21 protein-coding genes, 1 tRNA gene and 1 pseudogene are annotated in these 20,950 nt (G+C 62.4%); 9 read left to right on the plus strand and 14 right to left on the minus strand.

Annotation, left to right across the window (positions count from 1 at the left end; genetic code table 11):
* Positions 1-9: 9 nt before the first annotated feature.
* Both JJB99_RS36450 and JJB99_RS30530 read left to right on the plus strand, forming a co-directional pair.
* The gene (locus tag JJB99_RS36450; protein ID WP_246775038.1) at positions 10-390 is read left to right on the plus strand and encodes a hypothetical protein; all 381 of its coding nucleotides are present in this window, start codon (positions 10-12) and stop codon (positions 388-390) included.
* A gap of 3 nt (positions 391-393) precedes the next feature.
* Positions 394-1,551: a glutathionylspermidine synthase family protein gene (locus JJB99_RS30530; protein ID WP_200495931.1), complete on the plus strand. Its 1,158-nt coding sequence runs from the start codon at positions 394-396 to the stop codon at positions 1,549-1,551.
* 44 nt (positions 1,552-1,595) lie between these two features.
* On the opposite strand, the gene JJB99_RS30535 is transcribed toward JJB99_RS30530, so the two are convergent.
* The 6 genes from JJB99_RS30535 to chpT form a co-directional block, all read right to left on the minus strand.
* On the minus strand, positions 1,596-2,468 hold the full coding sequence (locus JJB99_RS30535) for a CheR family methyltransferase (RefSeq protein ID WP_200495932.1): 873 nt from the start codon (positions 2,466-2,468) through the stop codon (positions 1,596-1,598).
* Positions 2,465-3,664: a protein-glutamate methylesterase/protein-glutamine glutaminase gene (locus JJB99_RS30540; protein WP_200495933.1), complete on the minus strand. Its 1,200-nt coding sequence runs from the start codon at positions 3,662-3,664 to the stop codon at positions 2,465-2,467. Before JJB99_RS30540 ends, JJB99_RS30535 begins: the two co-directional genes overlap by 4 nt.
* A gap of 75 nt (positions 3,665-3,739) precedes the next feature.
* The gene (locus tag JJB99_RS30545) at positions 3,740-4,105 is read right to left on the minus strand and encodes a response regulator (RefSeq protein ID WP_007600538.1); all 366 of its coding nucleotides are present in this window, start codon (positions 4,103-4,105) and stop codon (positions 3,740-3,742) included.
* Between the two features lie 72 nt (positions 4,106-4,177).
* Positions 4,178-4,648, minus strand: a complete 471-nt coding sequence (locus JJB99_RS30550) for a chemotaxis protein CheW (RefSeq protein WP_200495934.1) — start codon at positions 4,646-4,648, stop codon at positions 4,178-4,180.
* 22 nt (positions 4,649-4,670) lie between these two features.
* The gene (locus JJB99_RS30555; RefSeq protein ID WP_200495935.1) at positions 4,671-7,463 is read right to left on the minus strand and encodes a hybrid sensor histidine kinase/response regulator; all 2,793 of its coding nucleotides are present in this window, start codon (positions 7,461-7,463) and stop codon (positions 4,671-4,673) included.
* A gap of 196 nt (positions 7,464-7,659) precedes the next feature.
* Positions 7,660-8,313: a histidine phosphotransferase ChpT gene (gene chpT / locus JJB99_RS30560; protein ID WP_200495936.1), complete on the minus strand. Its 654-nt coding sequence runs from the start codon at positions 8,311-8,313 to the stop codon at positions 7,660-7,662.
* Between the two features lie 202 nt (positions 8,314-8,515).
* Here chpT and JJB99_RS30565 point away from each other — a divergent pair, with 202 nt between their 5' ends.
* Positions 8,516-9,343, plus strand: coding sequence for a 3'(2'),5'-bisphosphate nucleotidase CysQ family protein (locus tag JJB99_RS30565; protein ID WP_200495937.1), 828 nt, complete (start codon positions 8,516-8,518; stop codon positions 9,341-9,343).
* Here the strand turns inward: JJB99_RS30565 and JJB99_RS30570 are convergent.
* Complete coding sequence (locus JJB99_RS30570) at positions 9,337-9,822, minus strand: YHS domain-containing (seleno)protein (RefSeq protein ID WP_200495938.1); 486 nt, start codon at positions 9,820-9,822, stop codon at positions 9,337-9,339. The two genes, JJB99_RS30565 and JJB99_RS30570, sit on opposite strands and share 7 nt — an antisense overlap.
* 139 nt (positions 9,823-9,961) lie before the next feature.
* On the opposite strand from JJB99_RS30570, the gene JJB99_RS30575 reads away from it, so the two are divergent.
* The 3 genes from JJB99_RS30575 to JJB99_RS30585 all read left to right on the plus strand — a co-directional run bounded on the left by JJB99_RS30575 (position 9,962) and on the right by JJB99_RS30585 (position 12,218).
* Entirely contained in the window at positions 9,962-10,570 is a 609-nt protein-coding gene (locus JJB99_RS30575; protein ID WP_200495939.1) for a DUF1134 domain-containing protein, read from the plus strand.
* A 118-nt stretch (positions 10,571-10,688) separates the two neighbouring features.
* Positions 10,689-11,984 (plus strand): hypothetical protein, encoded by a 1,296-nt coding sequence (locus tag JJB99_RS30580; RefSeq protein ID WP_200495940.1) that lies wholly within the window; start codon positions 10,689-10,691, stop codon positions 11,982-11,984.
* A 159-nt stretch (positions 11,985-12,143) separates the two neighbouring features.
* Positions 12,144-12,218: transfer RNA gene (locus tag JJB99_RS30585), tRNA-Val, on the plus strand.
* A gap of 1,226 nt (positions 12,219-13,444) precedes the next feature.
* On the opposite strand, the gene JJB99_RS30590 is transcribed toward JJB99_RS30585, so the two are convergent.
* A complete protein-coding gene (locus tag JJB99_RS30590; protein WP_200495941.1) occupies positions 13,445-14,260 on the minus strand; it encodes a ferredoxin--NADP reductase in 816 nt (271 codons plus the stop codon).
* A gap of 114 nt (positions 14,261-14,374) precedes the next feature.
* On the minus strand, positions 14,375-14,548 hold the full coding sequence (locus tag JJB99_RS30595; protein ID WP_200500462.1) for a hypothetical protein: 174 nt from the start codon (positions 14,546-14,548) through the stop codon (positions 14,375-14,377).
* A 430-nt stretch (positions 14,549-14,978) separates the two neighbouring features.
* On the opposite strand from JJB99_RS30595, the pseudogene JJB99_RS30600 reads away from it, so the two are divergent.
* Positions 14,979-15,198 (plus strand): annotated as a pseudogene (locus JJB99_RS30600) (winged helix-turn-helix transcriptional regulator); the annotation flags it as partial.
* Positions 15,199-15,328: 130 nt separating this feature from the next.
* On the opposite strand, the gene JJB99_RS30605 reads toward JJB99_RS30600, so the two are convergent.
* Both JJB99_RS30605 and JJB99_RS30610 read right to left on the minus strand, forming a co-directional pair.
* Positions 15,329-15,559: a hypothetical protein gene (locus JJB99_RS30605; protein ID WP_200495942.1), complete on the minus strand. Its 231-nt coding sequence runs from the start codon at positions 15,557-15,559 to the stop codon at positions 15,329-15,331.
* A gap of 1 nt (position 15,560) precedes the next feature.
* Positions 15,561-16,304, minus strand: coding sequence for a hypothetical protein (locus JJB99_RS30610; protein ID WP_200495943.1), 744 nt, complete (start codon positions 16,302-16,304; stop codon positions 15,561-15,563).
* A gap of 254 nt (positions 16,305-16,558) precedes the next feature.
* Between JJB99_RS30610 and JJB99_RS30615 the strand changes: the two genes are divergently transcribed.
* Positions 16,559-16,714, plus strand: a complete 156-nt coding sequence (locus JJB99_RS30615; protein WP_200495944.1) for a hypothetical protein — start codon at positions 16,559-16,561, stop codon at positions 16,712-16,714.
* Here the strand turns inward: JJB99_RS30615 and JJB99_RS30620 are convergent.
* Positions 16,705-17,274, minus strand: a complete 570-nt coding sequence (locus JJB99_RS30620) for a hypothetical protein (RefSeq protein WP_200495945.1) — start codon at positions 17,272-17,274, stop codon at positions 16,705-16,707. The two genes, JJB99_RS30615 and JJB99_RS30620, sit on opposite strands and share 10 nt — an antisense overlap.
* A gap of 274 nt (positions 17,275-17,548) precedes the next feature.
* On the opposite strand from JJB99_RS30620, the gene JJB99_RS30625 reads away from it, so the two are divergent.
* Entirely contained in the window at positions 17,549-18,703 is a 1,155-nt protein-coding gene (locus tag JJB99_RS30625; protein ID WP_246775039.1) for a Fic family protein, read from the plus strand.
* 437 nt (positions 18,704-19,140) lie between these two features.
* Here JJB99_RS30625 and JJB99_RS30630 read toward each other — a convergent pair whose 3' ends face one another.
* Both JJB99_RS30630 and JJB99_RS30635 read right to left on the minus strand, forming a co-directional pair.
* Positions 19,141-19,812, minus strand: a complete 672-nt coding sequence (locus JJB99_RS30630; protein WP_200495947.1) for a 4-carboxy-4-hydroxy-2-oxoadipate aldolase/oxaloacetate decarboxylase — start codon at positions 19,810-19,812, stop codon at positions 19,141-19,143.
* Between the two features lie 96 nt (positions 19,813-19,908).
* The gene (locus tag JJB99_RS30635; RefSeq protein ID WP_200495948.1) at positions 19,909-20,895 is read right to left on the minus strand and encodes a LysR substrate-binding domain-containing protein; all 987 of its coding nucleotides are present in this window, start codon (positions 20,893-20,895) and stop codon (positions 19,909-19,911) included.
* Positions 20,896-20,950: the final 55 nt, after the last annotated feature.

Below are 20,950 nucleotides of genomic sequence, written 5' to 3' on the forward strand. Positions count from 1 at the left end.
TCAACTGATATGGCGGACAAACCCACCAAAAAGGAGTTTGCCAAGCGCCGGCCGCCAGCCGAGCCGCCGCCATCGCGGCCGCCGGCGAAGCGTTCCGGCCAAGTCGCGCTGCTGGTGATGGGCACGATCGCGGTCGGCACCACCGCCTATACGTTGATGCCGCGGCAGACCTGCGAGCCCTCCCCCGGCGCCGTGCCGGGGCAAACGACCACGACATGCACCAGTAGCAGCTCGTCGGGCGGCAGCGGCGGCTCGCGCTGGTCGTCGCGATCGAGCTTCTTCAGCAGCGAGTCCTCAAGCCATTCCTCCTCGTCGTCCGATTCGGGCTCCAGCAGTGTGAGCCGCGGCGGCTTCGGCTCGTTCGGCCACGGCTTCTCAGGCGGCGGCTGATCCATGCAGCGCATCGTTTGCCCCGAGCGCGACGATTGGCGGCAGACCGCCGAGCAATGCGGCTTTGCCTTCCACACCATCGACGGCGAGCGCTATTGGGACGAGCGCGCCTATTACGGCTTCACGCTCGACGAGATCGAGCGCGGTATCGAGACGCCGACCGGCGAGATCGACGCGATGTGCCTGGAGCTTGCCGGCCACGTGATCGGCGACGAGCGTTATCTGCGCCGCCTCAAGCTTCCGGAAGCGTTCTGGAGCCTGATCGCCGAGAGCTGGCAGCGCGATGACCGCAGCCTCTATGGCCGGCTCGACCTGAAGTTCGACGGCGCGGGGCCGGCAAAGCTGCTCGAATACAACGCAGATACGCCGACCTCGATCTTCGAAGCCGCGGTGTTTCAATGGACCTGGCTCGAACAGGCGATCGAACGTCGCATCATCCCGTCACGCGCTGACCAGTTCAACTCGATCCACGAGCGGCTGATCGCAGCGTGGAAGGACATTGCCGGTGGCCGCCATCTGCATCTCACCGGCACCACCGGCAATGACGAGGACGCCGGCACGCTCGCCTATCTCGAAGACACCGCGCGCCAGGCCGGGCTCTCGACCACGCTGCTCGACATCGAGGAGATCGGCTGGCGTGATGCCGGCGGCTTCGTCGATCTCGACAACAGCGACATCGCCCTCGCCTTCAAGCTCTATCCCTGGGAATGGATGTTCCACGATGCCTTCGGCGCCAAGCTCAAGGACGCACCGACACGCTGGATCGAGCCGCCGTGGAAAGCGGTGCTTTCGAACAAGGGCATCTTGCCGCTGCTCTGGGAGATGTTTCCGAACCATCCCAATCTGCTGCCGGCCTTCTTCGAAGACGATCCGCGCGCAGCGGAGTTCGGAACGTCCTATGTGCGCAAGCCGCTGCTGTCGCGCGAAGGCGCCAATGTCACCCTGGTGTCCGGCGGCATGCCGCTCGACGTGCAGGCGGGACCTTACGGCGCCGAAGGCTTTGTGCGACAAGCACTCGCGCCGCTGCCGAATTTCTCGGGCCTCTATCCGGTGATCGGAAGCTGGCTGGTGAACCACGAGCCCTGCGGCCTGTCGATCCGCGAGGACGAGAGCCCGATCACGGGCAACCGCTCGCGGTTTCTGCCGCATGCGATTTTGTGAAGTCTGCTTCCTCTCCCCGTAAGGGGGCGGGGTGAAGCGGCATCTCACCGCGCCGCGGCGACCTTTAGCGATTGCGGCATCAGTCCGCCCATCGGGCGGCCCGAGCGCGCGGGGTTGAGGTGATAGAGGCCGCGGCGCTCTGTGAGCGGGCGGAACGCGTCGGTGATGCCGACGACGGATTCGGCGGCCCCCAACAGCAGTGTGCCATCGGCTTCCAGACACTTCGCCATGCGCTCGAAGATCACCGCCTTGGTGGCCTGGTCGAAATAGATCAGCACGTTGCGGCAGAAGATCACGTCGAATGTGCCGAGATGCGAGAAGTCCTGCAGCAGATTGAGCTGGCGGAACTGCACCATGGCGCGGATGTCGGCATTGAGCTGCCAGACTTCGCCAATCTGCGTGAAGTACTTCATCAGATGCTGGATAGGCAGGCCGCGCTGCACCTCGAATTGGCTGTAAACGCCGGCCCTGGATTTCTCCAGCACCTCCTGCGACAGATCGGTGGCGACAATCTCGATGCGCCAGCCGGCGAAGGCCGCACCCATCTCCTTCACGCACATCGCGATCGAATAGGGCTCCTGCCCGGTCGACGATGCCGCCGACCAGATGCGAAGCGATCTGCGTGCCGCGCGCGCCTGGAGCAGGCCCGGCAGGATGGTGTCACGTAAATGGTCGAACGGGATCTTATCGCGATAGAAGAAGGTCTCGTTGGTGGTCATCGCCTCGACCACGTCGGTCGCAAGCCGGCCGTCGCCGTTCCGGATCTTCAGGACAAGATCGGGAATGCCAGGAAGACTTGCCTTGCGCGCGAGCGGCAATAAGCGGCTCTCGACCAGGTACTGCTTGTCCGCGGAGAGATCGAGGCCGGAACGCTCTTTCAGGAATTTGCGCAGATAATCGTAGTCCGCCGGCGTCACGAGCGGTCTCCCGCGAACAGGCGGTTGACCTTGGCCCCGATCTGGTTGAGCGGCAGGATCGCCGCGCAGATGCCGGCATTGGCCGCCGCGCCCGGCATGCCCCAGACCACGCTTGAGGCTTCGTCCTGCGCGATCACGCTGCCGCCGGCCGCAACGATGTCCTTGCCGCCGCGCATGCCGTCCGAACCCATGCCAGTCAGGATCACGGAGAGGATGTTGCCGTGCCAGATGTCGATGGCGGAGGTGAACAGCGGATCCACCGCGGGCTTGCAGAAATTGACGGCGGGGCCGTCGTCGAGCGCGATCGCCACATCGGCGCCGTTGCGCGCGACGCGCATGTGCTTGCCGCCGGGCGCCAGATAAATCCGTCCCGGCTTCACCGGCTCGCCATCGACGGCCTCCGCCGCCGGCTTGCGGCTCGAGCGCGCCAGATGCTCGGCGAGAATGGTGGTGAAGGTCGGCGGCATGTGCTGGGTGATCAGCACCGGGAAGCGATCGATCACCGGGCCGAGCTCGGTGACGAGCGCCATCAGCGCCTGCGGGCCGCCGGTCGAGGAGCCGATCAGCAGCACCTTCGGAGCCTGGGTCGAGAACGGGCGCGTCGACAGCGGCCCTGACGACGGCGCTTGCGCGGCCGGAGCCGCCGTGGGCGGGGCAGGCCGCGCAACGGCCGCTCCGCGTGCAGCCGGAGCCGCGCTCGCGGGCGCCAGCGGCGGGCTCGCGACCGCGGGCTTGCGGCGCAGGCGTGCGCCGAGGTGACGGATCTTCTGGATCAGGTCGTGATGAAAGATATCCGCGGCCTGCGCCTCGCGCGTCGATTCCGGCTTCGGAATGTAATCAGCTGCGCCGAGCGACAGCGCCTTGAAGCTGATCTCCGCGTTGCGGCGGGTCAGGGTCGAAGCCATGATGATGACGAGGTCGCGCTTTTTCGCCAGCAGTCGCGGTAACGCCGAAAGGCCGTCGAGCTCGGGCATTTCGATGTCGAGCACGGCAACGTCGGGATTGATGCGTTCGAGCTGGTTGACCGCCTCGAGCCCGGTGCGCAAGGAGGCAGCGACCTCCATGTCGTGCTCGGCACCGATCCAGCGCGAGATGAGGCCGCGGATGACGACGGAGTCGTCGACGACCATCACCCGCAGCGGTCCGGCTTCGCGCGACGGGCCCGTGGTCGAACTACCTGCGAACGCAACACTCATTACTCACCAACTCAGACTGAAACGGTTCATTTGAAGACAAGCACCGAAGGATCCGTTCAGCCTCCGGACGATCGCTCAGATCAGGCCGACTTCCTGGAATTTCGCCGTTACGATGTCCTTGTCGAACGGCTTCATGATGTACTCGTTGGCGCCGGCGTGCAGCGCACGCGCGATGTGCGCGACGTCGTTCTCGGTGGTGCAGAACACCACCTTGGGCTGGTCGCCGCCGGGCATGCGCCTGAGATGGCCGAGGAACTCGTAGCCGTCCATCACGGGCATGTTCCAGTCGAGCAGCACAGCGTCGGGCAGACCGCGCTTGCAGGCCTCTAGCGCCTTCTCACCGTCCTCGGCTTCGAGAATCTGGAAGTCGAGGCCCTCCAGGATCCGGCGCGCAACCTTGCGGATGACGCTGGAATCATCAACGACGAGACAAGTTCGCATGTGAACCTCTGCTTCCTATCCCCTTTGCGGGGCACTTCCAATTGCAGGTCCGGCGACGGCGATGCCACCGTATCAGGCCGCCATCATCTCGGGCGCGAGCTCGAGCACGCGATCGACGTCGAGGACGACCATGAGCTGGCCGTCGAGGCGGTGGACGCCGCCGGCGAGCTTGGCCATGCGGGGGTCGAGGTTGACGGGGTTTTCCTCCTTGCCGTCCTCGGCAAGGCGCAAGACCTCGCCGATCTGGTCGATCAGCAGGCCGTAGGATTCGCCGCGCAGATCGACCCCGACCGCCATCGGCGCCTTGCCATCTTCGGGCCTCGGCAGGCCGAGCCGGGCGCGCATGTCGACCACGGTGACGATGCGGCCGCGCAGGTTCAAAACGCCCGCGATCTCGCGCGAGGACAAGGGAACGCGGGTGACGCGCTCGGGCATGAACACGTCCTGGACGCGGGAGATCGGCAGGCCGAACAGCTGGCCGCCGATCATCGCGGTGACGTATTCGACCATGGCGCCTTCAGTGGACTGGGTCTTCTTGCTCATCGGCGTATCTCCTCCATCCGTCCTAGGCGGCTGCCCGGCTCAGCTCGGAGGCGCCGGCGGCGCCCGCGGTCTGCTCCTTCAGCGCCGCGATCAGGCCGGGACGGTCGAACTTGGCGACATAGTCGTGGAAGCCGGCCTGCCGGCCGCGCTCGATCGCCGCCGGCGACACCAGCGCCGAGAGGCCGATGATCGGCGTCGATGCGAGATTGTTGTCGGAGCGGATCACTTCCGCGAACTCGAAGCCGTTCATGTCGGGCATCTCGATGTCGGTCAGGATCACGTCGAAGTTTTGCGCGCGGAGCGCAGCCAGGCCCTCCTGCGCGGTCGGCGCGGTGCGGACGCGGTAGCCGGCGGCCTTCAGGACGGGTGCCAGCATGTTGCGGAAGAACGCGCTGTCGTCGACCAGCAGCACCGACTGCGCGTGCATCGAAGGCTTCATCTCCTTGCGGGTGAACCAGTCGGCGAATGCCATCGGCAGGAAGTGGCCGACGTCGATCACCTCGGTGGCCTGGCCCTTGATCACGGCCGAGCCGAGAATGCCGCTGGCCGAGCCGCCGACCTCGATGTTGAGGCGCTCCTCGACGATGTCGATGATCTCGTCGACGACGAGGCCCATCGAGCGGCCGTCATCGGCGAACACCAGGATCGGCTGGACGCCCTGCGTGGCGATGGTGACGCTCTCCATCGCCACCAGCGGCATCAGCTGCTCGCGGTACTGCACCATGTAGCGGCCGTTACTGAACTCGATCTTGTCGGCCGGGAGCTCCTCCAGGCGGGTGACCAGCCCGAGCGGAACCGCCTTGGGCTGCGACGAGCCGGCGCGGAACACCAGGAGCGAGGTGGTCTGCTCGCCGGAGCCGATGTGATGGCCGGCGGCCTCGTCGGCCATGTCATGGGCCGAGGAGCCGGAGGCGCCGAGCGCTTTGGCAATGCCGTTGGGGTCGATGATCATGATGACGGCGCCATCGCCCAGAATGGTGTTGCCGGAGAACATGTCGATGTGACGCAGCTTGGTCGACATCGGCTTCACGACGATCTCTTCGGTGTGGAACACGCCGTCGACGACGATGCCAAAGGTCTGGCTGCCGACCTGCGTCACCACGATGAAGCCGTTCTCGGGATCGCTGGCGGCGCCGTCGTCGATCTTCAAGAGCTTCTTGAGGTGGATCAGCGGCAGCAGCTTGTTGCGCAGGCGCAGGACCGCGGTGTCCTTGATGCGCTCGATGCGGTGCTCCGAGTTGGCGCGGGCCCGGACCAGCTCGACGACGGAGAGCTGCGGGATGGCAAAACGGTCGCCGGCCGCTTCCACGATCAGGGCGGAGACGATCGCCAGGGTCAGCGGGATCTTGATGGTGACGGAGGAGCCCTCGCCGGCCACGCTCTTGATGTCGATGGTGCCGCCGATCTGGTCGATATTGGTGCGGACCACGTCCATGCCGACGCCGCGGCCCGAGACCGAGGTGATGGCGGCCGCGGTCGAGAAGCCCGGCGCGAAGATGAACTTGTGGATCTGCGCTTCGCTCATCTTCTCCAGCTCGGCCTCGGTGACGAGACCTGACGAGAGCGCCTTGGCCTTGATCTTCTCGGTGTTGAGGCCGCGGCCGTTGTCGGCGATGCAGATGATGATGTGACCGCCCTCGTGATAGGCGGAGAGGCGAATGGTGCCCTGCTCGCCCTTGCCGGCAGCGAGGCGCTCGGCGGGGGTCTCCAGGCCATGGTCGGCGGAGTTGCGCACCATGTGGGTGAGCGGATCCTTGATCAGGTCGAGCACCTGGCGGTCGAGCTCGGTGTCGGCGCCGTGCATCTCCAATTCGATCTGCTTGCCGAGTTCTGAGGAGAGATCGCGGACGATGCGAGGCAGCTTCTGCCAGGCATTGCCGATCGGCTGCATGCGCGTCTTCATGACGCCTTCCTGCAGCTCGGCGGTGACGTTGGAGAGGCGCTGCAACGGCACCTTGAACTCGGTGTCCTCGTTGCGGCGGGAGATCTCCAAGAGCTGGTTGCGGGTCAAGACCAGCTCGGAGACCATGGTCATCAAATGCTCCAGCGTATCCACGTTGACGCGGATCGACTGGTTGGCGATGCGGTCGCCCTCGCCCATGACCTCGTCGGCCATCGACTTCTTCGGTGCGGCTTTTTCCTTGGCCGGCTTGGCGGCTTCCTTCGCAGCGGGCGCGGGCGCTTCAGCAGTCGGCGTGGGCTCCGCCTTGGCAACGGGCGCAGGTGCGGGCGCTTCGATCGCGGTCTCGCGGAAGGCGCGCTCGAGCTCGTCCAGCGAGACCTCGCCCGGGCGCAGCGGGCGCTCCAGGGTCTGGTCGATCAGCATGCCCTGGGTCATTGCTTTTGCGGGCGCCGGCTTGCTCTCGGCCTCGGCAACCGGCGCTTCCGGCACCAGCGGCGGCGCCTCGGCAACGGGAGCTCCAGCGGCCATCGCCGCCATGCCCTGCTCGACCATCGCCTCAAGCTTGTCGATGAGGTCGCGGTCGTTGCCCTCGGGCTCGGCTTCGGTTGCCTCCAGGCCGGCGAGGATCTCCTTGATGCGGTCGATCGAGGACAGGATCACCGTCACCGCCTGCCCGGTCACCGGCATGCCGTCGCGGAATTTGCCCATCAAGGTCTCGCCGGCATGCGCCAACGCTTCCAGCCGCGGCAGGCCCAGGAAGCCGCAGGTGCCCTTGATGGTGTGGACCAGGCGGAAGATGTTATCCAGGATCTTGGCGTTGTTCGGCTCCTGCTCGAACTTCACCAGCTGATTGTCGACAGTGTCCAGGCTCTCGCTGGTCTCCGTCAAAAACTCCCGCAACAGATCATCCATGAAACAGGCCTTCATTAGGGCGGGCGCGCACGAATTGTGATGCGCCTATTCGGAATGGGGCCAGCTTCACCGCAAAGCGTTTAATATTGGTTGAGTATGTGCAAAAGAACGGAACCAACAAAGAGATAAGGCGCTCCGGACAACCCGAAGCGCCTCATAAAGATTCGATTAACGTCTGGAAGGCGATGTCGCGCGTTTACGAAGCGGTAACGATGATGGCGTCGCCTTCGTGCTTGAGCGCCACGGTCAGCCCGCAGGCCTGCGCCAACAGCCGCGTATAATAGGGCTGGATTGCGTGCGCATCGGCGGCAGGGCCGCGTTCGCCGCTCAACAGCTCGGAGATGTTCTGCGGCAGGCGCGCGTTGTGTCCGGTCGCGGTGATGCGAAAGCTCATCGTCTCGCCCTCGCCGATCGGATCGACCGTCAGCATGCCGCCGCGCGGGATCGTGTGCTGGGCGACGACCAGCATGTTGAGCAGCAGCTTGACGCGATTCTTCGGCAGCAAGAGCCGCGGCAGATTCCAGGTGATCGAGCACTTGCCGTCCTCGATGTGGCCGCGCGCCATGGTCTGGGCATCGCCGAGATCGATCTGCGCGCCGGAGGAGCCGGCCGCGCCGAAGGCGAGGCGGCAGAACTGGAGCCGGGCGGAGGCGGTCTTGGCGCTCTTGCGGATCAGGTCGAGCGCGAATTCGCGGTCCTCGGGCTTGGGATCGTCGTCGAGCACCTCGAGCCCGTTGACGATGGCGCCGACGGGGCTGATGAGATCGTGACAGACCCGCGAGCACAAGAGCGCTGCGAGTTCGAGCATGTCGGGAGCAGTGGCGGTCGCGGGCGACGAGGCGTCAGACATATTAAAGGGGTCCTGGAGGGTTCCTGGAATTACACGGCGCTGGACGCCGCGAATCACGCATGCTTGACGGATGCTGCGGGTTCTAACATTCGCCAGCCTGTGGCAGCTAGCTTGCGATAGGTTCGAAGCGGCCATAAAGGCGCCATCGAATCAATCGGGGCGAATCAGGTGAAGAGGAGCAAGATTTGCCGATGAACGAGGCATGCAGGTGAGCATCATCGACACGGAGGCCGCTTCCCGGTTGATGGATCCGCTCACCGCGCTGGTGGTGAAGGCCGGCGAAGCGATTCTGGCCGTCAACCGCGCGGCGATGCGGGTCGACGGCAAACAGGACGGCTCGCCGGTGACCGAGGCGGACCTTGCCGCCGACCGCATCATCGCGGACGGCCTGGCACAGCTCGCCAGCGGCGTTCCGACGCTGTCGGAAGAGCGGACCCAGCTCGCTTCCCCGCCGTTTCACGGCAGTTTCTTCCTGATCGATCCGCTCGACGGCACCAAGGAGTTCGTCGCCGGCCGCGACGAGTTCACGGTCAACCTCGCCCTCGTGACGGAAGGCGTGCCGCTGCTCGGGATCGTCAGCGCGCCCGCGCTCGGGCTGCTCTGGCGAGGTATCGTCGGGCGCGGCGCCGAGCGCGTCAGGTTTGACGGCACGACCATCGGTGCCACTGAAGCGATCCTCACCCGCAGGCTGCCGGCACAGGGCGAGCCCTGGATCGCGGCGGTGAGCCGCTCGCACGGCGATCCCAAAAGCGAGGCCTTCATCGACAACAGACCCAACGCCGTGAGAAAGACCTGTGGCTCGGCGGTGAAATTCGGCCGGATCGCGGAGGGCAGCGCCGACATCTATCCCCGCTTCGGGCCTACCTCCGAATGGGACGTCGGGGCCGGCTGCGCGGTCGTGACCGCCGCCGGCGGCAGGGTCACCGACGGAAACGGCGGCGAGCTTCGATTCGGCCAACGCGGCGATACCGGCTTCATCATCCCCGACTTCATCGCCTGGGGCGACCCGCAGGCGGTAGATGGCTACTGACCGAGCTTGTCCTGGAGGGCCGGCCAGCGCTTGCCAACCTCATAGAGAAAGCGCTCCGGATCAGCGGCGAAGGCGTCGCGATTGGCTTCCCGGCTGAACAGATAGAGCCGCTGCGCTGCGATCACGAAGAAGCGGGGGTTGCCGGCGACGGTGACTCCGCGGGCGATATCGGCCGGATCATAGCCGCCGAACTGCGGTCCATAGATCTCGGGATGGGCCAGGAAAGAAGCCCGGTTGCCCTCGTTCCGGAAGCGCCAGACCGCACCCCAGAGGTTGGCCTCGAACTCCGCTGTGCCCTGCGTTGCCGTACCATCGACGAAATAGGCCACGGGGTCGAAACCCTCGATAGCGACGCCAGAGAAGCGGTTGACCACGATCCGCTCGGTGGTGGCGGCCTGTGCCGGCAACCAAGAGCAGGTCAGCCAAATGCCCGCCAGCAGGCAGACGCGGCGGCCGATCAAGGCAATTCCGGGGCGCAAAGGGCTGGCTTCCTGCCGTTGTGCCGTCATAGTTGCTACGGATAACATCCGAGTCGAGGGGACATCCGCCGCAACCTAGGGCCGTGCCTGTTGGCGTCAGGTTAAGGAAGCGGTGGGATTCGATACCAGGGGTTCTTTTATGACTTTCGCATCACGCCTTGCCGCAGTGGCGCTTGTAGCGCTGGCTGGCTGGATCGTGCCGGCCTCCGCCCAGACGGCCGCGCCGCCGCCCGACCTGCCGCCGCCGCAGCGGAGCCCGACGCCCAACACCTATGGGCCGGACGAGTTGGTGAACGCCGGCCACCGCTTCTTCGGCAATGTCTCCCGCGGGCTCGCCTCGATCATCGAGAAGGCGGTCAGCCAATGGGGCCTGCCCAACGGCTATATCCTCGGCGAGGAAGGCTCCGGCGCCTTCGTCGCCGGCCTGCGCTACGGCGAAGGCACGCTCTACACCAAGAACGCGGGCGATCTGCGCGTCTATTGGCAGGGCCCCTCGGTCGGCTTCGACTGGGGCGGCGACGGTGCGCGCACCATGACGCTGGTCTACAATCTGCCCGCCACCAACGCGATCTATCAGCGCTTCGGCGGCATCGACGGCTCGGCCTACATCATCGGCGGCTTCGGCATGACGGCGCTGACCGCCAACAACATCGTGCTGGTGCCGATCCGCTCCGGCCTCGGCCTGCGGCTGGGCGCCAATATCGGCTATCTCAAATACACACCGCGCGCGACCTGGAACCCGTTCTAGATCCACTTCTCCCCTCCAGTTCCGGATTCACGTTAACGACAGGGCGGGGCTGGCTTTTTGCCAGCCCGCCATGCATTGTCGTTGGTAAATTTTTCCTTAGCTTTGGGAGTTCTGGCCCATGGTCGAACCGATCATGTACCTGGCGATCGGTTTCCTGCTCTCGATGCTGTGCGGGCTTGCCATCGTGCCACTGGTGCATAACCGCGCGGTGCGCCTGACCACCCGCCGGCTCGAGGCCGCCACCCCGCTGTCGATGGCCGAGATCCAGGCCGACAAGGACCAGCTGCGCGCCGAGTTCGCCATGTCGGCGCGGCGGCTCGAGATGAGCGTCGAGCAGCTCAAGAACAAGACCACGAGCCAGCTTGCCGAGCTCGGCAAGAAGAGCGATGCGATCAACCGCATGAAGATCGAGCTTGGCGAGAAGAACGCCACGATCTTCGCGCTGGAGGCGCGCGAGAAGGCGGTGAAGGAGCAACTCCGCGCCACCGAAGAAGAATTCAACGCCAAGACCGAGGCGCTGCGCGCCGCCGAGAAGGCGCTGACCGACAAGCAAGGCGAGCTTGCAAAAATCAATTCCGAGCTGTCCGACCGTTCGATGATGGCGGAGAGCCGCCAGGTCGAGCTGGTCGCGGTGCGCGCGCAGATCGAGGAATTGAAGAACCGCGTCGGCGACGCCGAGAAGGAATTTGCCGCGACGCAAGCGCGGCTGGCGCAGGAGCGCACCGAATCCGAGACCGCTTCGCGCGAGCTTTCGGAGGCGCGCGGGCGGGTCGAAAATTTGAGCCAACGCGTCACCGAGCTCGACCGCCAGCTCATCGTGCAGGTGAAAGAGGCCGAGATGCTGTCGGGCCGCGTCGCCGACCTCGAGGGGCGCCTCGCCACGCAGGGCAAGCTGCTTGCCGAGCGTGACTACGAGAACAACCAGCTGCGCCAGGCCAATGAGGCTGCCGAGCGCACCGTCAAGGAGTTGCGCGTCGAGATCGCGGCCCTGAGCGGCGGCAAGTCGTCGGCCGCGTTCGAGGCGCTCCGCGCCGAAAAGACCGCGCTGGAGGAGCAGCTCCGCACCGCTCGCGACGAACGCGCAAAGCTCCAGCGCGACATCAACGCGATCCAGCAGCAGGCGGAAAGCTCCTGGGCGACCGAGCGGATGGAGAATGCGCTTCTGCGCGAGCGCATCAACGACATCGCCGCCGAGGTCGCCAAGCTCGCGATGCAGCTCGAAGGCCCGAACTCGCCGATCGAGGCCCTGCTCGCGGCTGAAGCCGGCCAGCCGCCGAAGCCGGCGCCGCGCCCGGCGAATGACGCCGCGAGCAAAGGCGCCGCAGGCACCCTGCCCGAGGGCGGCGGAACGCTCGCCGAGCGCATCCGCGCCCTCCAGGCCCACGCCTCCCGCGCCCGCCAGCAGGGCGCGTAAGCGGCCCCAAGCGCGGCTTCGCGGTCGGATGGCGGGGTGGGCCCAAGGTTTTCGCCCCCGCAAGGCACCTCGAAACTTGACACCTTGAGCCCGCACTTCTAAATCGCGGGCTCCCATGCGCCGGCCGGCCGAAAGTCCGGCCGCCTGCATGATGGTCCCGGGCGCATAGCTCAGCGGGAGAGCGTTCCCTTCACACGGGAGAGGTCCAAGGTTCGATCCCTTGTGCGCCCACCATTAGTTCTTTCTTTGCAATGACTTAGCGGCTCCTCTCCCCCACGATGTGCCCCTAAAATCCTGGGGCTCAACCGGGGCACACCCACGTCACCTGCCGCACCGATCTCGACGGCCAATCAAGAAGACTTAGCTGCAGTCCGCGCTGGCAGACCGGCGTGCCAGGGCGATCCATCGCGACGGTTACGTGATTAATCCCCTCTTGCTCCGTTATTGCCCACATGAATGGAATCAACAGCCGCTGCTATGTCGATCCTGACTTGATGCGCAAGCACCCCTGTCCCAACAGACCGGATCTCGGTCTTGTTCAGAATGTCAACGGCGTTCCGGCCGTACCGCGATCGATGCAATGGTTCGCGCACCGCAAAGCACAGATGTGCCCCTCTACCGGATAAACGACCAAGGCTCGTGCCGCATTCGATCAAGCGGAAGAGTTGCCGGATGGGACAGAGCAGCGGTCGTTCTTGACTGACTTTGCGTCCGAGCCATAGCGCTTTACCGTGGCCATCAACGAGCAGGTGACTGCACGACGAGTTTGGAAGTAACAGCCCCGACTGGAGCGGGGCCGTATGTCAGCGTTGATCGACTAATTCGATCGTGCGAAGGTGACGCGGTATTTCGCGTGAGCGATGTCTGGTGACGCTACTCATTCGCTATGCCGCGTGCGATCCATCCGAAAAAGCTACCCGATGCTTGCTCATCCGAGTTTAGAGATAGTTCAAGATTGTCCCCTGTTAGAAGTTGACCAATTCCGTACAACACCGACATCGCAACAATCACAGCGTAGAGATAGGCTGCAAGTTGAGACCAGAATTCACCGTCACGGCTGAACATTAGCGCGCCACTGAAGCTCAGAAGCCATTGCTGCCATCGCAGACAACAAGTCGCGTTTGCTCTGTCCAGCCCGTCATCAATGTGCCCCCTGACCTATCCGCGCTTCCAACTAAAAATTAGGAGCCCCGCCTCCTGGAGCACAAGGGCGAAGCCGCTTCCCATGCCCCCCAAGGCGGGAAGCCGCGCTGCTGGGAAACAGCGCGCCTCTTCGGGGTCACTCAGAGACCAAAGGGCGTGCCGATTGTCGCCCCTCCTCGCTCTCTACGACGTTGCGCAAGACAATTTCAGAAAGCTGCACAACCAGCTGTCTGAGATGCGCAATCTCTTGCTTGCAGCGCTCCAGCTCTCGCTCTTCGTCTGTCATCGCCGGTGCTTCACGGCGATGCCTCCTTGCATCATGATTCATGTAGAACAATTGTCCGCGAAGAGCTCAAACTATTGCGTTCGGCAGACGCCTTTTCGACCACGAATTGCGCGGGCTCGCCGTGATTGCCTTCGACAAAGCCCCTCGCCACCAACAGCTCGCGGGCATCGCGCACCAGTGCAGGGCTGCCGCAAATCATGACGCGGTCATGCTGCGGCTGGAGTGCCGGCAGCTCGATATCCGTAAACAGCGTGCCTGACGCGATCAGATCGGTGATCCTACCGCGATTGTGGAAGGGATCGCGCGTCACGGTCGGATAATATATCAGCTGGTACCGCACGAAGTCGCCGACCAGCTCATCGCTCGGCAGTTTTTCCGTGATCATCTCACCATAGGCGAGCTCGGCGATCCGGCGGCAGCCATGCAGCAGCACGACATTCTCGAATCGCAGATAGGTTTCGGGATTCTTGATCACGCTCAGGAACGGTGCAAGTCCGGTGCCGGTGCCGATCAGATAGAGATTGCGCCCGTCCTCGAGGTTATCGATGACCAGCGTCCCCGTCGCCTTGCGGCTGACGATGATCTCGTCACCCTCCTTCAGATGCTGCAGACGCGAGGTTAAGGGACCATTCGGCACCTTAGTCGAGAAGAATTCGAGGCGGTCCTCGTAATGGGCGCTGGCGAGGCTGTACGCACGTAACAACGGCTTCTCGTCGACCTTGAGCCCGATCATCGTGAATTCACCGCTGCGGAAGCAGAATGATGGATTCCGCGTGGTGGTGAAGCTGAAGAGATTGTCGGTCCAGTGATGAACGCTCAGCACGCTTTCCTGGTTGAAATTGCTCATTGTGACCGCTTGCGAAAAAATTAGAGCATGATCATCGTTCTGAGTTGCCGAGCATCTCATCTTCAAATGGAAACCCTGATTGACAAGAGCGCGAAACGCACCAATGCGTTCTCCTTAAGCAAAGGCAAAGGCGAGCAGGCTTGAGCTGAGCAGTACGAGACCGACTCCGGTCAGTGCCAGGAAGCTGTCGGAGACAAGGTCGTGATTGCCCATGAAATAGCCTCGACAAGGCGTCGCCACTGGACGGATACGCAACTCACGCTCGGGTCGCCGCGGAAACAGGATCATGACCGCGCTTCCGTCACGCTGAGATGAAGCCTCTGCCCACCCTCCAGCAAGAGAGATAGCAGTGGGCAGTCGCTGGTTGGCTTGCTGATAGAAATCGCGACTTTGCGCCGCCCAGAGTAGTATCTCAGAAGGGCTTCCTTCACGTCCTCTGCAAGGATTTCTCGAGGATCTGAAAGCACGGTGGTGGTTGCCATGGCTTTTGGTTTCCCGGTTTGCTGTGGGCTCGAATCTGCAAAGTGGCGATCGCCGGGTGGTTGGGTTGATGTCCTAATTGCCATCATTCAGCAGCAGAGGTGTCGTAAAACTGTCATTCAACATACTCGTGTCGTATAACTGTTTCCGTTGCATTTTCCTGTCATTCGGAGGACTTTCTGCATTACATCGGCATCTGGCGACGGAATCCACCTTCAAGGGGGAGGCCGATAGCGCGATACGAACGGACGCCCGCACCCTCGAGATTGTGCAAAAGAACAACCGTTCCGAGGCGATCGGCGAATTGGCCGGGCTTTCTGCGACCGCATGTCAACGACGACTGAAGAGGCTGCGCTCGGAAGGCATCATCGAGGCCGATGTCTCCGATCGTTTCGCCGAAGGCGGTAGGAAGACCCATTGAAATGCTTGTGCTAGTGACCTTGGAGCGAGAGCGTAGCGCCCGCTGGATAAAACCGCGATTGGTTGAGCTTGGCAGATCGGACTGCGAAGAATAAAATAGGATTCGTACGTATATTGCCTAACCAGCAGTTTTCGCGCCGCTTCGCTAACGATATGCTCGCTCTCCTTCTAGCTCCTCCGGGCGAGCTCGTCATTGAGTGTCTTGATTTCCTCCAGCTTTGCGTCGATCTGCTTCGCGTTCGATTCAATCAACTGCGCCCGACTCGCCGCACCTTGCGGCAGCGCGAGGCCCGCTTCTAAGTCGGCCGTATATTTTTGTAGATTGATCACGGCCTGATCGCAGCGCTTGATTGCATCAATCAGGTCCTGTTTTGTCATCTTTGCATACTTGTCTTCCATATCACTCTCCAGAATCAAGCTGCGCCTGCGCCTTTTCCAGCTTCAAGACTGTCTTTGCCTCATTGCCGGTGACGAAGTCCACTACACGGTCGAGATAATCGTCGATTGATTGCCGCAAGATCATTAGCGGCTCCGTGTCGAACTGCTCTGGGTCGCTTCCCCGCGGATAAATACGCATCATCACGATACGCGCGAGCTGGTCTTCTCCCCACATCGTGCCAGTCATCGTGCGCGGGCTTTTCTCGTGCGAAAACTTATAATCGCGCACATCCGAAATCCGACGCTTCAGATCAGCTATGGCTGCGACCAATTCCGGGGCAACGGTGATGTCCTTTTGTGCCGAATATTGCGCTAAGCTTCGTGCGAGATCGTCATGCGAATCTAGCGGCAAGCCTCGCGCCGCACCGAAATAGTATTCGATGGCCCTGGCGACATCATCCAGGATAATCTTTGCGAAGAGATAGTAAGATTCGATTTGCAGATGCACCTCAGCACCCAGAGGGATGGCTGCCTCGTGCAGCGCAGCCAGCTCCGGACCGACCGGATGAGTGCCGGGCTTTATCAGTTGTCGAGCGGCGTCCGAGTTCGCAATGAAGGCTGCACTGGCCTCAATGTAGTTTTTCTCCAGGATCTCCAAAAACGCGAGCCTGCGCGTGATCTTACTCCAGGAAAACGCAAAGACATTGTTCTGCGTGACCTCAAACCGTTCACGGTGCGTAGTGATAAATTCAAGTAATTTCTTCATCGGACCAGTATACGCGACCGATACCGAGCACTCTACCCTGGGGCTTTCGCCCGCCGGCTTCGCCAATACTGCAAGGCCTATTTAAAAAGTACTCTCGATTGCCAAGCGCCGTCTCCGCGTACCGGTCGATCGCAACGATGACCTTGGACGTGCTGATAGCAGCACCCTTCCCGCCCTTTGACATTTAGAGGATTCGAGTCTCCCCGGCCCAGTCATAGACGTCCTGGAATAGGGTGCCCGTGGATCGCCTTGAAATGCGTGAAATCCAGATCGCCGGCCGCGAGTGCTTCGTCGGCCCAGCCGTCACCTACTTCCGCTTCGAACGCGTCGAGCTCGTCCGCGTCGGTAAGGTCGAGCTTGTTTTTCAGGACAGTGGTTCGGGGATAGCAGTAGTCATCGGCTATGCCTGAGACGTCGGGCGCACAGCATAGGTCTCGATCGCGCGGCCCGCGCTGAGGCGCTGCGAAGCGCCAACCTGACGGCGTAGGACTTCCCGCTTTTCAAGGAAAAATTCTGTAGGAGGCCCTTCGTCGTCGGCGACTTCGAGCCCTTCATCGAAGCCCTCATGCTTGGCAAAATAGGCCAATGCAGCTTCAGGGCTCAGTTCTCCGGGGATTGACCATTCATTCTTTTGTGCCGGGTCAAACAGCGGTGTTGCCCGCTGCAGGGTGTACCAGTGAACTCGGTCCGAACCGTCTTTGGCAGGCTGCCTGGTCAGTATCTCCAGGGCTTCTACAAGGCTCTTTCGGGAGGCCGTGAGACGCTCAATGTCGGTGTCGGTCTGGTCGATCCTGCCGGCACGCGTAGTTTCGCCGCTGGTCATTTTGCCCGAGCGCAACATGGCCAGCTGCTTGTCGATCAGCTTGATACTGTCGAGATAGCCTATTGCCGTTTCTAGAATGACGATGACGGGCCCGGGGATTTCGCGTTCGCCAGCTTCCCCATCGACGCACCGTGCGCCCATCTTCAACCCGCACGATTTTGGCCAGGGCGCCGGCGCTTAATCCAAGCCTAGCGCGCGCATCCTTCAAAGCTTCCGACGTTCTGACGAGGGTCATAAAGAACTCGTAGGGCCATTGGCCCTAAATATGGATAGGTTCATTGGCCTTAAGAAACAAGAGTTCCATTTTTTGCCTTTGAAACGGCAATAAAAGCGGCAAATAAATCGGCACAAACTTTACATAACCATTGATATTGCTATATATTTAGCGGCAATGAAAGCGGCAAAAATGGATGTATCAGCAATGGAACCCCTCCTGCCCGAAGATCGGCAGGAACTCGAAGATCTGGGGACCGACCTGGTCGCTAAGGCCAACACACTGGCTGGCCGCCTCCACCCGGTGATGCGGGCCTCGGTAGGCGACTTGGTGCGTTCGATGAACTGTTACTACTCCAACCTCATCGAAGGCCACAACACACTGCCCATCGACATTGATCGAGCACTGAACAACGACCTGGCCAAGGAGCCCGAGCGCCGCAATCTGCAATTGGAGGCGCGTGCTCACATTGAAGTCCAGCGGATGATTGATCGCGGCGAAGCCCCCTCGCCCGCGCTGTTCGTCGATTTCATTATCTGGACGCACAAAAACTTCTGCGGGCGCCTGCCCGAAGAGTTGCTGGTCGTCGACCATCCCACGACCAAAGAGAAGATCAAGATTGTCCCCGGCGAACTTCGTAAGGACCAAGTGAGAGTGGGACGTCACATCCCGCCCGATCCAGCCGATCTCCCCGCATTCCTGAAGCGTTTTGCCGAAGGATATTCGTCCCCTCACCTTTCGAAGCTGCGCAAGATTATCGGCGTTGCAGCATCACACCATCGCCTAGCTTGGATTCACCCGTTTTTGGACGGCAATGGCCGCGTGACACGCCTGTTCTCGCACGCGCTCTTGCGAGAATTGGATGTCGGCTCCGAGCTTTGGGCCGTTTCGCGGGGACTTGCGCGGCGGGTCGCCGATTACAAAGCAAATCTGCAGGCAGCGGACGAACCGCGGCGCGGCGACCTTGATGGCCGTGGTAATCTCACAATGTCGGGACTTGTCGGATTCTGTACGTTCTTCCTGACCACGTGCGTCGATCAAATCGACTTCATGGCCGGGCTCCTGGAGCCCGAAGAATTACTGAGGCGTATGGAAATCTGGACCGAAGAGGAAACGCGTGCAAAGCGGCTTCCAAAGGGCTCTTGGCCTTTGCTGCGCGAAGCGGTGATGGCCGGAGAGTACGCACGGGGTAAAGCGCCTGCTCTTACGGGCTACGAAGAACGCCAAGCGCGAACGGTCCTGAATGCCCTCATTGAGAAGGGCTACCTGGTTTCACCCACGACGCGCTCGCCGGTGAAGCTCGGATTCCCCACAGCCGTGGTCGATCGATGGTTTCCTAGACTGTACCAGCCGGTCGGGTGAATTCCCGGTGGGCGACGCCGGGCGCGACCATCGTAAAATCGTAAATACGATTCGAGCTCAAGTATCGCTCCTCACCATGCGTCCTCTGGAAACCAAAAGCTTTCGACGTACCGGTCGAGGGCCTGCCGGATGTGTCGCACGTGGGCGGGACGATAGCGATTCTGAGCTTTGGCACGTAGACGAGGGAAGCCAAGGTAGATCGGTCGCCGGGTACGCTCCAGACGATAGAACGCCGGCTGTTATCGTCGATTCCACCATCGACCGAGCCCCCATGATGACGTAGATGCAATCCTTGTTGTCGACTGCGACGCAGGCGACGTCGGTGGGCTGCCAGCCATCCGATAGCTTCGCGCAATTGTCGACGACGCGGTACCCGAGCCGAGAATGGCCTGCCAGTTGGTCCTTCTCGTTATTGCGCGCCTGCGGCGCGTGACCCCTCAGGCGAAGGTGCAGGCCTTGGACTCCAGCACCTTGCCTATGCCGGAGAGTTCGAGGATGTCACCGCCGGCCTTGAGTGCCTTCATGATGCCGGCCTCCTTCTCCTCGCGCGCAGCCGACTTGACGCAAACGTCGGCAATGTTCTCCTTGGGCACGATCACCACACCGTCGTCGTCGGCACTGACGATATCGCCGGGACGAAGCGTAATCCCGCCGATGACGATTGGCTGATTGATGGTGCCAAGCGTCTCTTTAACAGTGCCCTTCATGCAGAGGCCGTAGGAGAAGACGTTGAAGCCGGTGCCGCGCACCGCGAGACCATCGCGAACGCCGGCATCAGTGACCAGCCCGACGATGCCCTTGGCGACGCAGGCCGTCGCCAGTACTTCGCCGAAGCCGCCCTGCTCGGGATGATCGCCCGCGCTCACCACGAGCACGTCGCCCGGCTTGGCCAGCGAAATCGCCGTGATCAGCATCATGTTGTCAGCTGGATGGCAGCTCACCGTCAGCGCCGGTCCGCAGGCGCGCATCCCGGAATAGATCGGCTTGATGCGGGAAGTCAGCGCGCCCAATCGCCCCTGCGCCTCGTGAAGGGTGGACGGAGGAAACTTCTTGATGCGCTCGACAAGCTCGGCAGAGGGCCGATCGAATGTCCTGATCACGTGCACCATGATAACCTCCTTGCAGCCGCGATTTCCGTTACACCTCCATAACCAACCGCCTTGGCGCGGCAAATTCAGATTTTGGGATTGCCGCATCGTGTTTCGTTATGGCTCGTCCTTCGGCGTGTCCACAGACGACGTTGAGCCCCCCATCGCAATAGTCGCCGGGCCGAGATGGAGCTCGAGCGGCCCCCAGGTCTTGACGATGATCTCAAGCAATATTTTGTAGACGGCGAACGCGGCATCGGACAACGCTGCGCTATCTGAAATGCACAGCGACATCTGTTGTGAGGCCGACGGCGCATTGATCCGCCGAATGCAGAGTTCGTCGACGTTCGGCAATTCCTTTGCGATCGACATGGGCAGCACTGCCGCCCCTACTCCGGCTGCAATCGCCGAAGATAGAGTCGATTGGGAATGGATCTCGGCAACGATGCGCGGGCGGAGTCCCACCTCGGCGCAGACGCGCTCGACCGTTTGTCGCAGGAAGGACTCCCGATATGGAAGAAGCAGGTCGAATTGCGCGACCTCCGTCGCCGATACTTCCTCTGCAGGCATCTGCTCCGGAGACATGCTGCGGGGCACGACAAGATAAAAGTACTCGCGCATCAGCGGCTTGTAGTCGAGACCGGTCACCGGGCGTTCGCCGTAGAGGACAGCGATATCCATGCTCCCCTTCAGGATCATCTCGCTGAGCATGACCCCGGAGCTGTCGTAGATGTGCGGCACGATGCCGGGATAGCGTTCACGCACCTGCATCAGTAGCGGGGTCGCGAGCAACGCCGCCGAGCTGAGCGGGGCCAGACCGATCGTGACATTGCCGGTCAACTCCGGCTTGCTGTCCAGAATGGTGCGCCTGGCCTCCTCGATCTGCCGCTGGATCGACTTGGCATAGCGGTAGAGGATTCGTCCTGCTTCGGTGGGCTTGACCCCGCGGGCACTGCGATCGAGCAGCTTGCACTTGAAGTCCGCCTCCAGGCTCGCGATATGCTGACTCAGCGCCGGCTGCGCGACATTCAGCACCTTGGCCGCGCTCGTCATGCTGCCGAGATCCACGACCTTGATGAAGGCCTCCAAACGTTTCGTATCCAATACGGCGTCTCCGGATATCCAGACGGGGAGCAATGCAGCAGCAATAGGCTGAAGC

This window comes from Bradyrhizobium diazoefficiens, from assembly GCF_016616235.1.
In the GTDB taxonomy this organism is placed as follows: domain Bacteria; phylum Pseudomonadota; class Alphaproteobacteria; order Rhizobiales; family Xanthobacteraceae; genus Bradyrhizobium; species Bradyrhizobium diazoefficiens_H.

Coding starts and splice junctions, on each gene's coding strand:
- JJB99_RS30540 (WP_200495933.1), bottom strand. CDS start 3,664: ATGAGTGTTGCGTTCGCAGGTAGTTCGACCACGGGCCCGTCGCGCGAA.
- JJB99_RS30545 (WP_007600538.1), bottom strand. CDS start 4,105: ATGCGAACTTGTCTCGTCGTTGATGATTCCAGCGTCATCCGCAAGGTT.
- JJB99_RS30580 (WP_200495940.1), top strand. CDS start 10,689: ATGGTCGAACCGATCATGTACCTGGCGATCGGTTTCCTGCTCTCGATG.
- JJB99_RS30605 (WP_200495942.1), bottom strand. CDS start 15,559: ATGGAAGACAAGTATGCAAAGATGACAAAACAGGACCTGATTGATGCA.
- JJB99_RS30565 (WP_200495937.1), top strand. CDS start 8,516: ATGCAGGTGAGCATCATCGACACGGAGGCCGCTTCCCGGTTGATGGAT.
- chpT (WP_200495936.1), bottom strand. CDS start 8,313: ATGTCTGACGCCTCGTCGCCCGCGACCGCCACTGCTCCCGACATGCTC.
- JJB99_RS36450 (WP_246775038.1), top strand. CDS start 10: ATGGCGGACAAACCCACCAAAAAGGAGTTTGCCAAGCGCCGGCCGCCA.
- JJB99_RS30625 (WP_246775039.1), top strand. CDS start 17,549: ATGGAACCCCTCCTGCCCGAAGATCGGCAGGAACTCGAAGATCTGGGG.
- JJB99_RS30595 (WP_200500462.1), bottom strand. CDS start 14,548: ATGATCCTGTTTCCGCGGCGACCCGAGCGTGAGTTGCGTATCCGTCCA.
- JJB99_RS30590 (WP_200495941.1), bottom strand. CDS start 14,260: ATGAGCAATTTCAACCAGGAAAGCGTGCTGAGCGTTCATCACTGGACC.
- JJB99_RS30610 (WP_200495943.1), bottom strand. CDS start 16,304: ATGAAGAAATTACTTGAATTTATCACTACGCACCGTGAACGGTTTGAG.
- JJB99_RS30630 (WP_200495947.1), bottom strand. CDS start 19,812: ATGGTGCACGTGATCAGGACATTCGATCGGCCCTCTGCCGAGCTTGTC.
- JJB99_RS30530 (WP_200495931.1), top strand. CDS start 394: ATGCAGCGCATCGTTTGCCCCGAGCGCGACGATTGGCGGCAGACCGCC.
- JJB99_RS30555 (WP_200495935.1), bottom strand. CDS start 7,463: ATGGATGATCTGTTGCGGGAGTTTTTGACGGAGACCAGCGAGAGCCTG.
- JJB99_RS30550 (WP_200495934.1), bottom strand. CDS start 4,648: ATGAGCAAGAAGACCCAGTCCACTGAAGGCGCCATGGTCGAATACGTC.
- JJB99_RS30615 (WP_200495944.1), top strand. CDS start 16,559: ATGCGTGAAATCCAGATCGCCGGCCGCGAGTGCTTCGTCGGCCCAGCC.
- JJB99_RS30575 (WP_200495939.1), top strand. CDS start 9,962: ATGACTTTCGCATCACGCCTTGCCGCAGTGGCGCTTGTAGCGCTGGCT.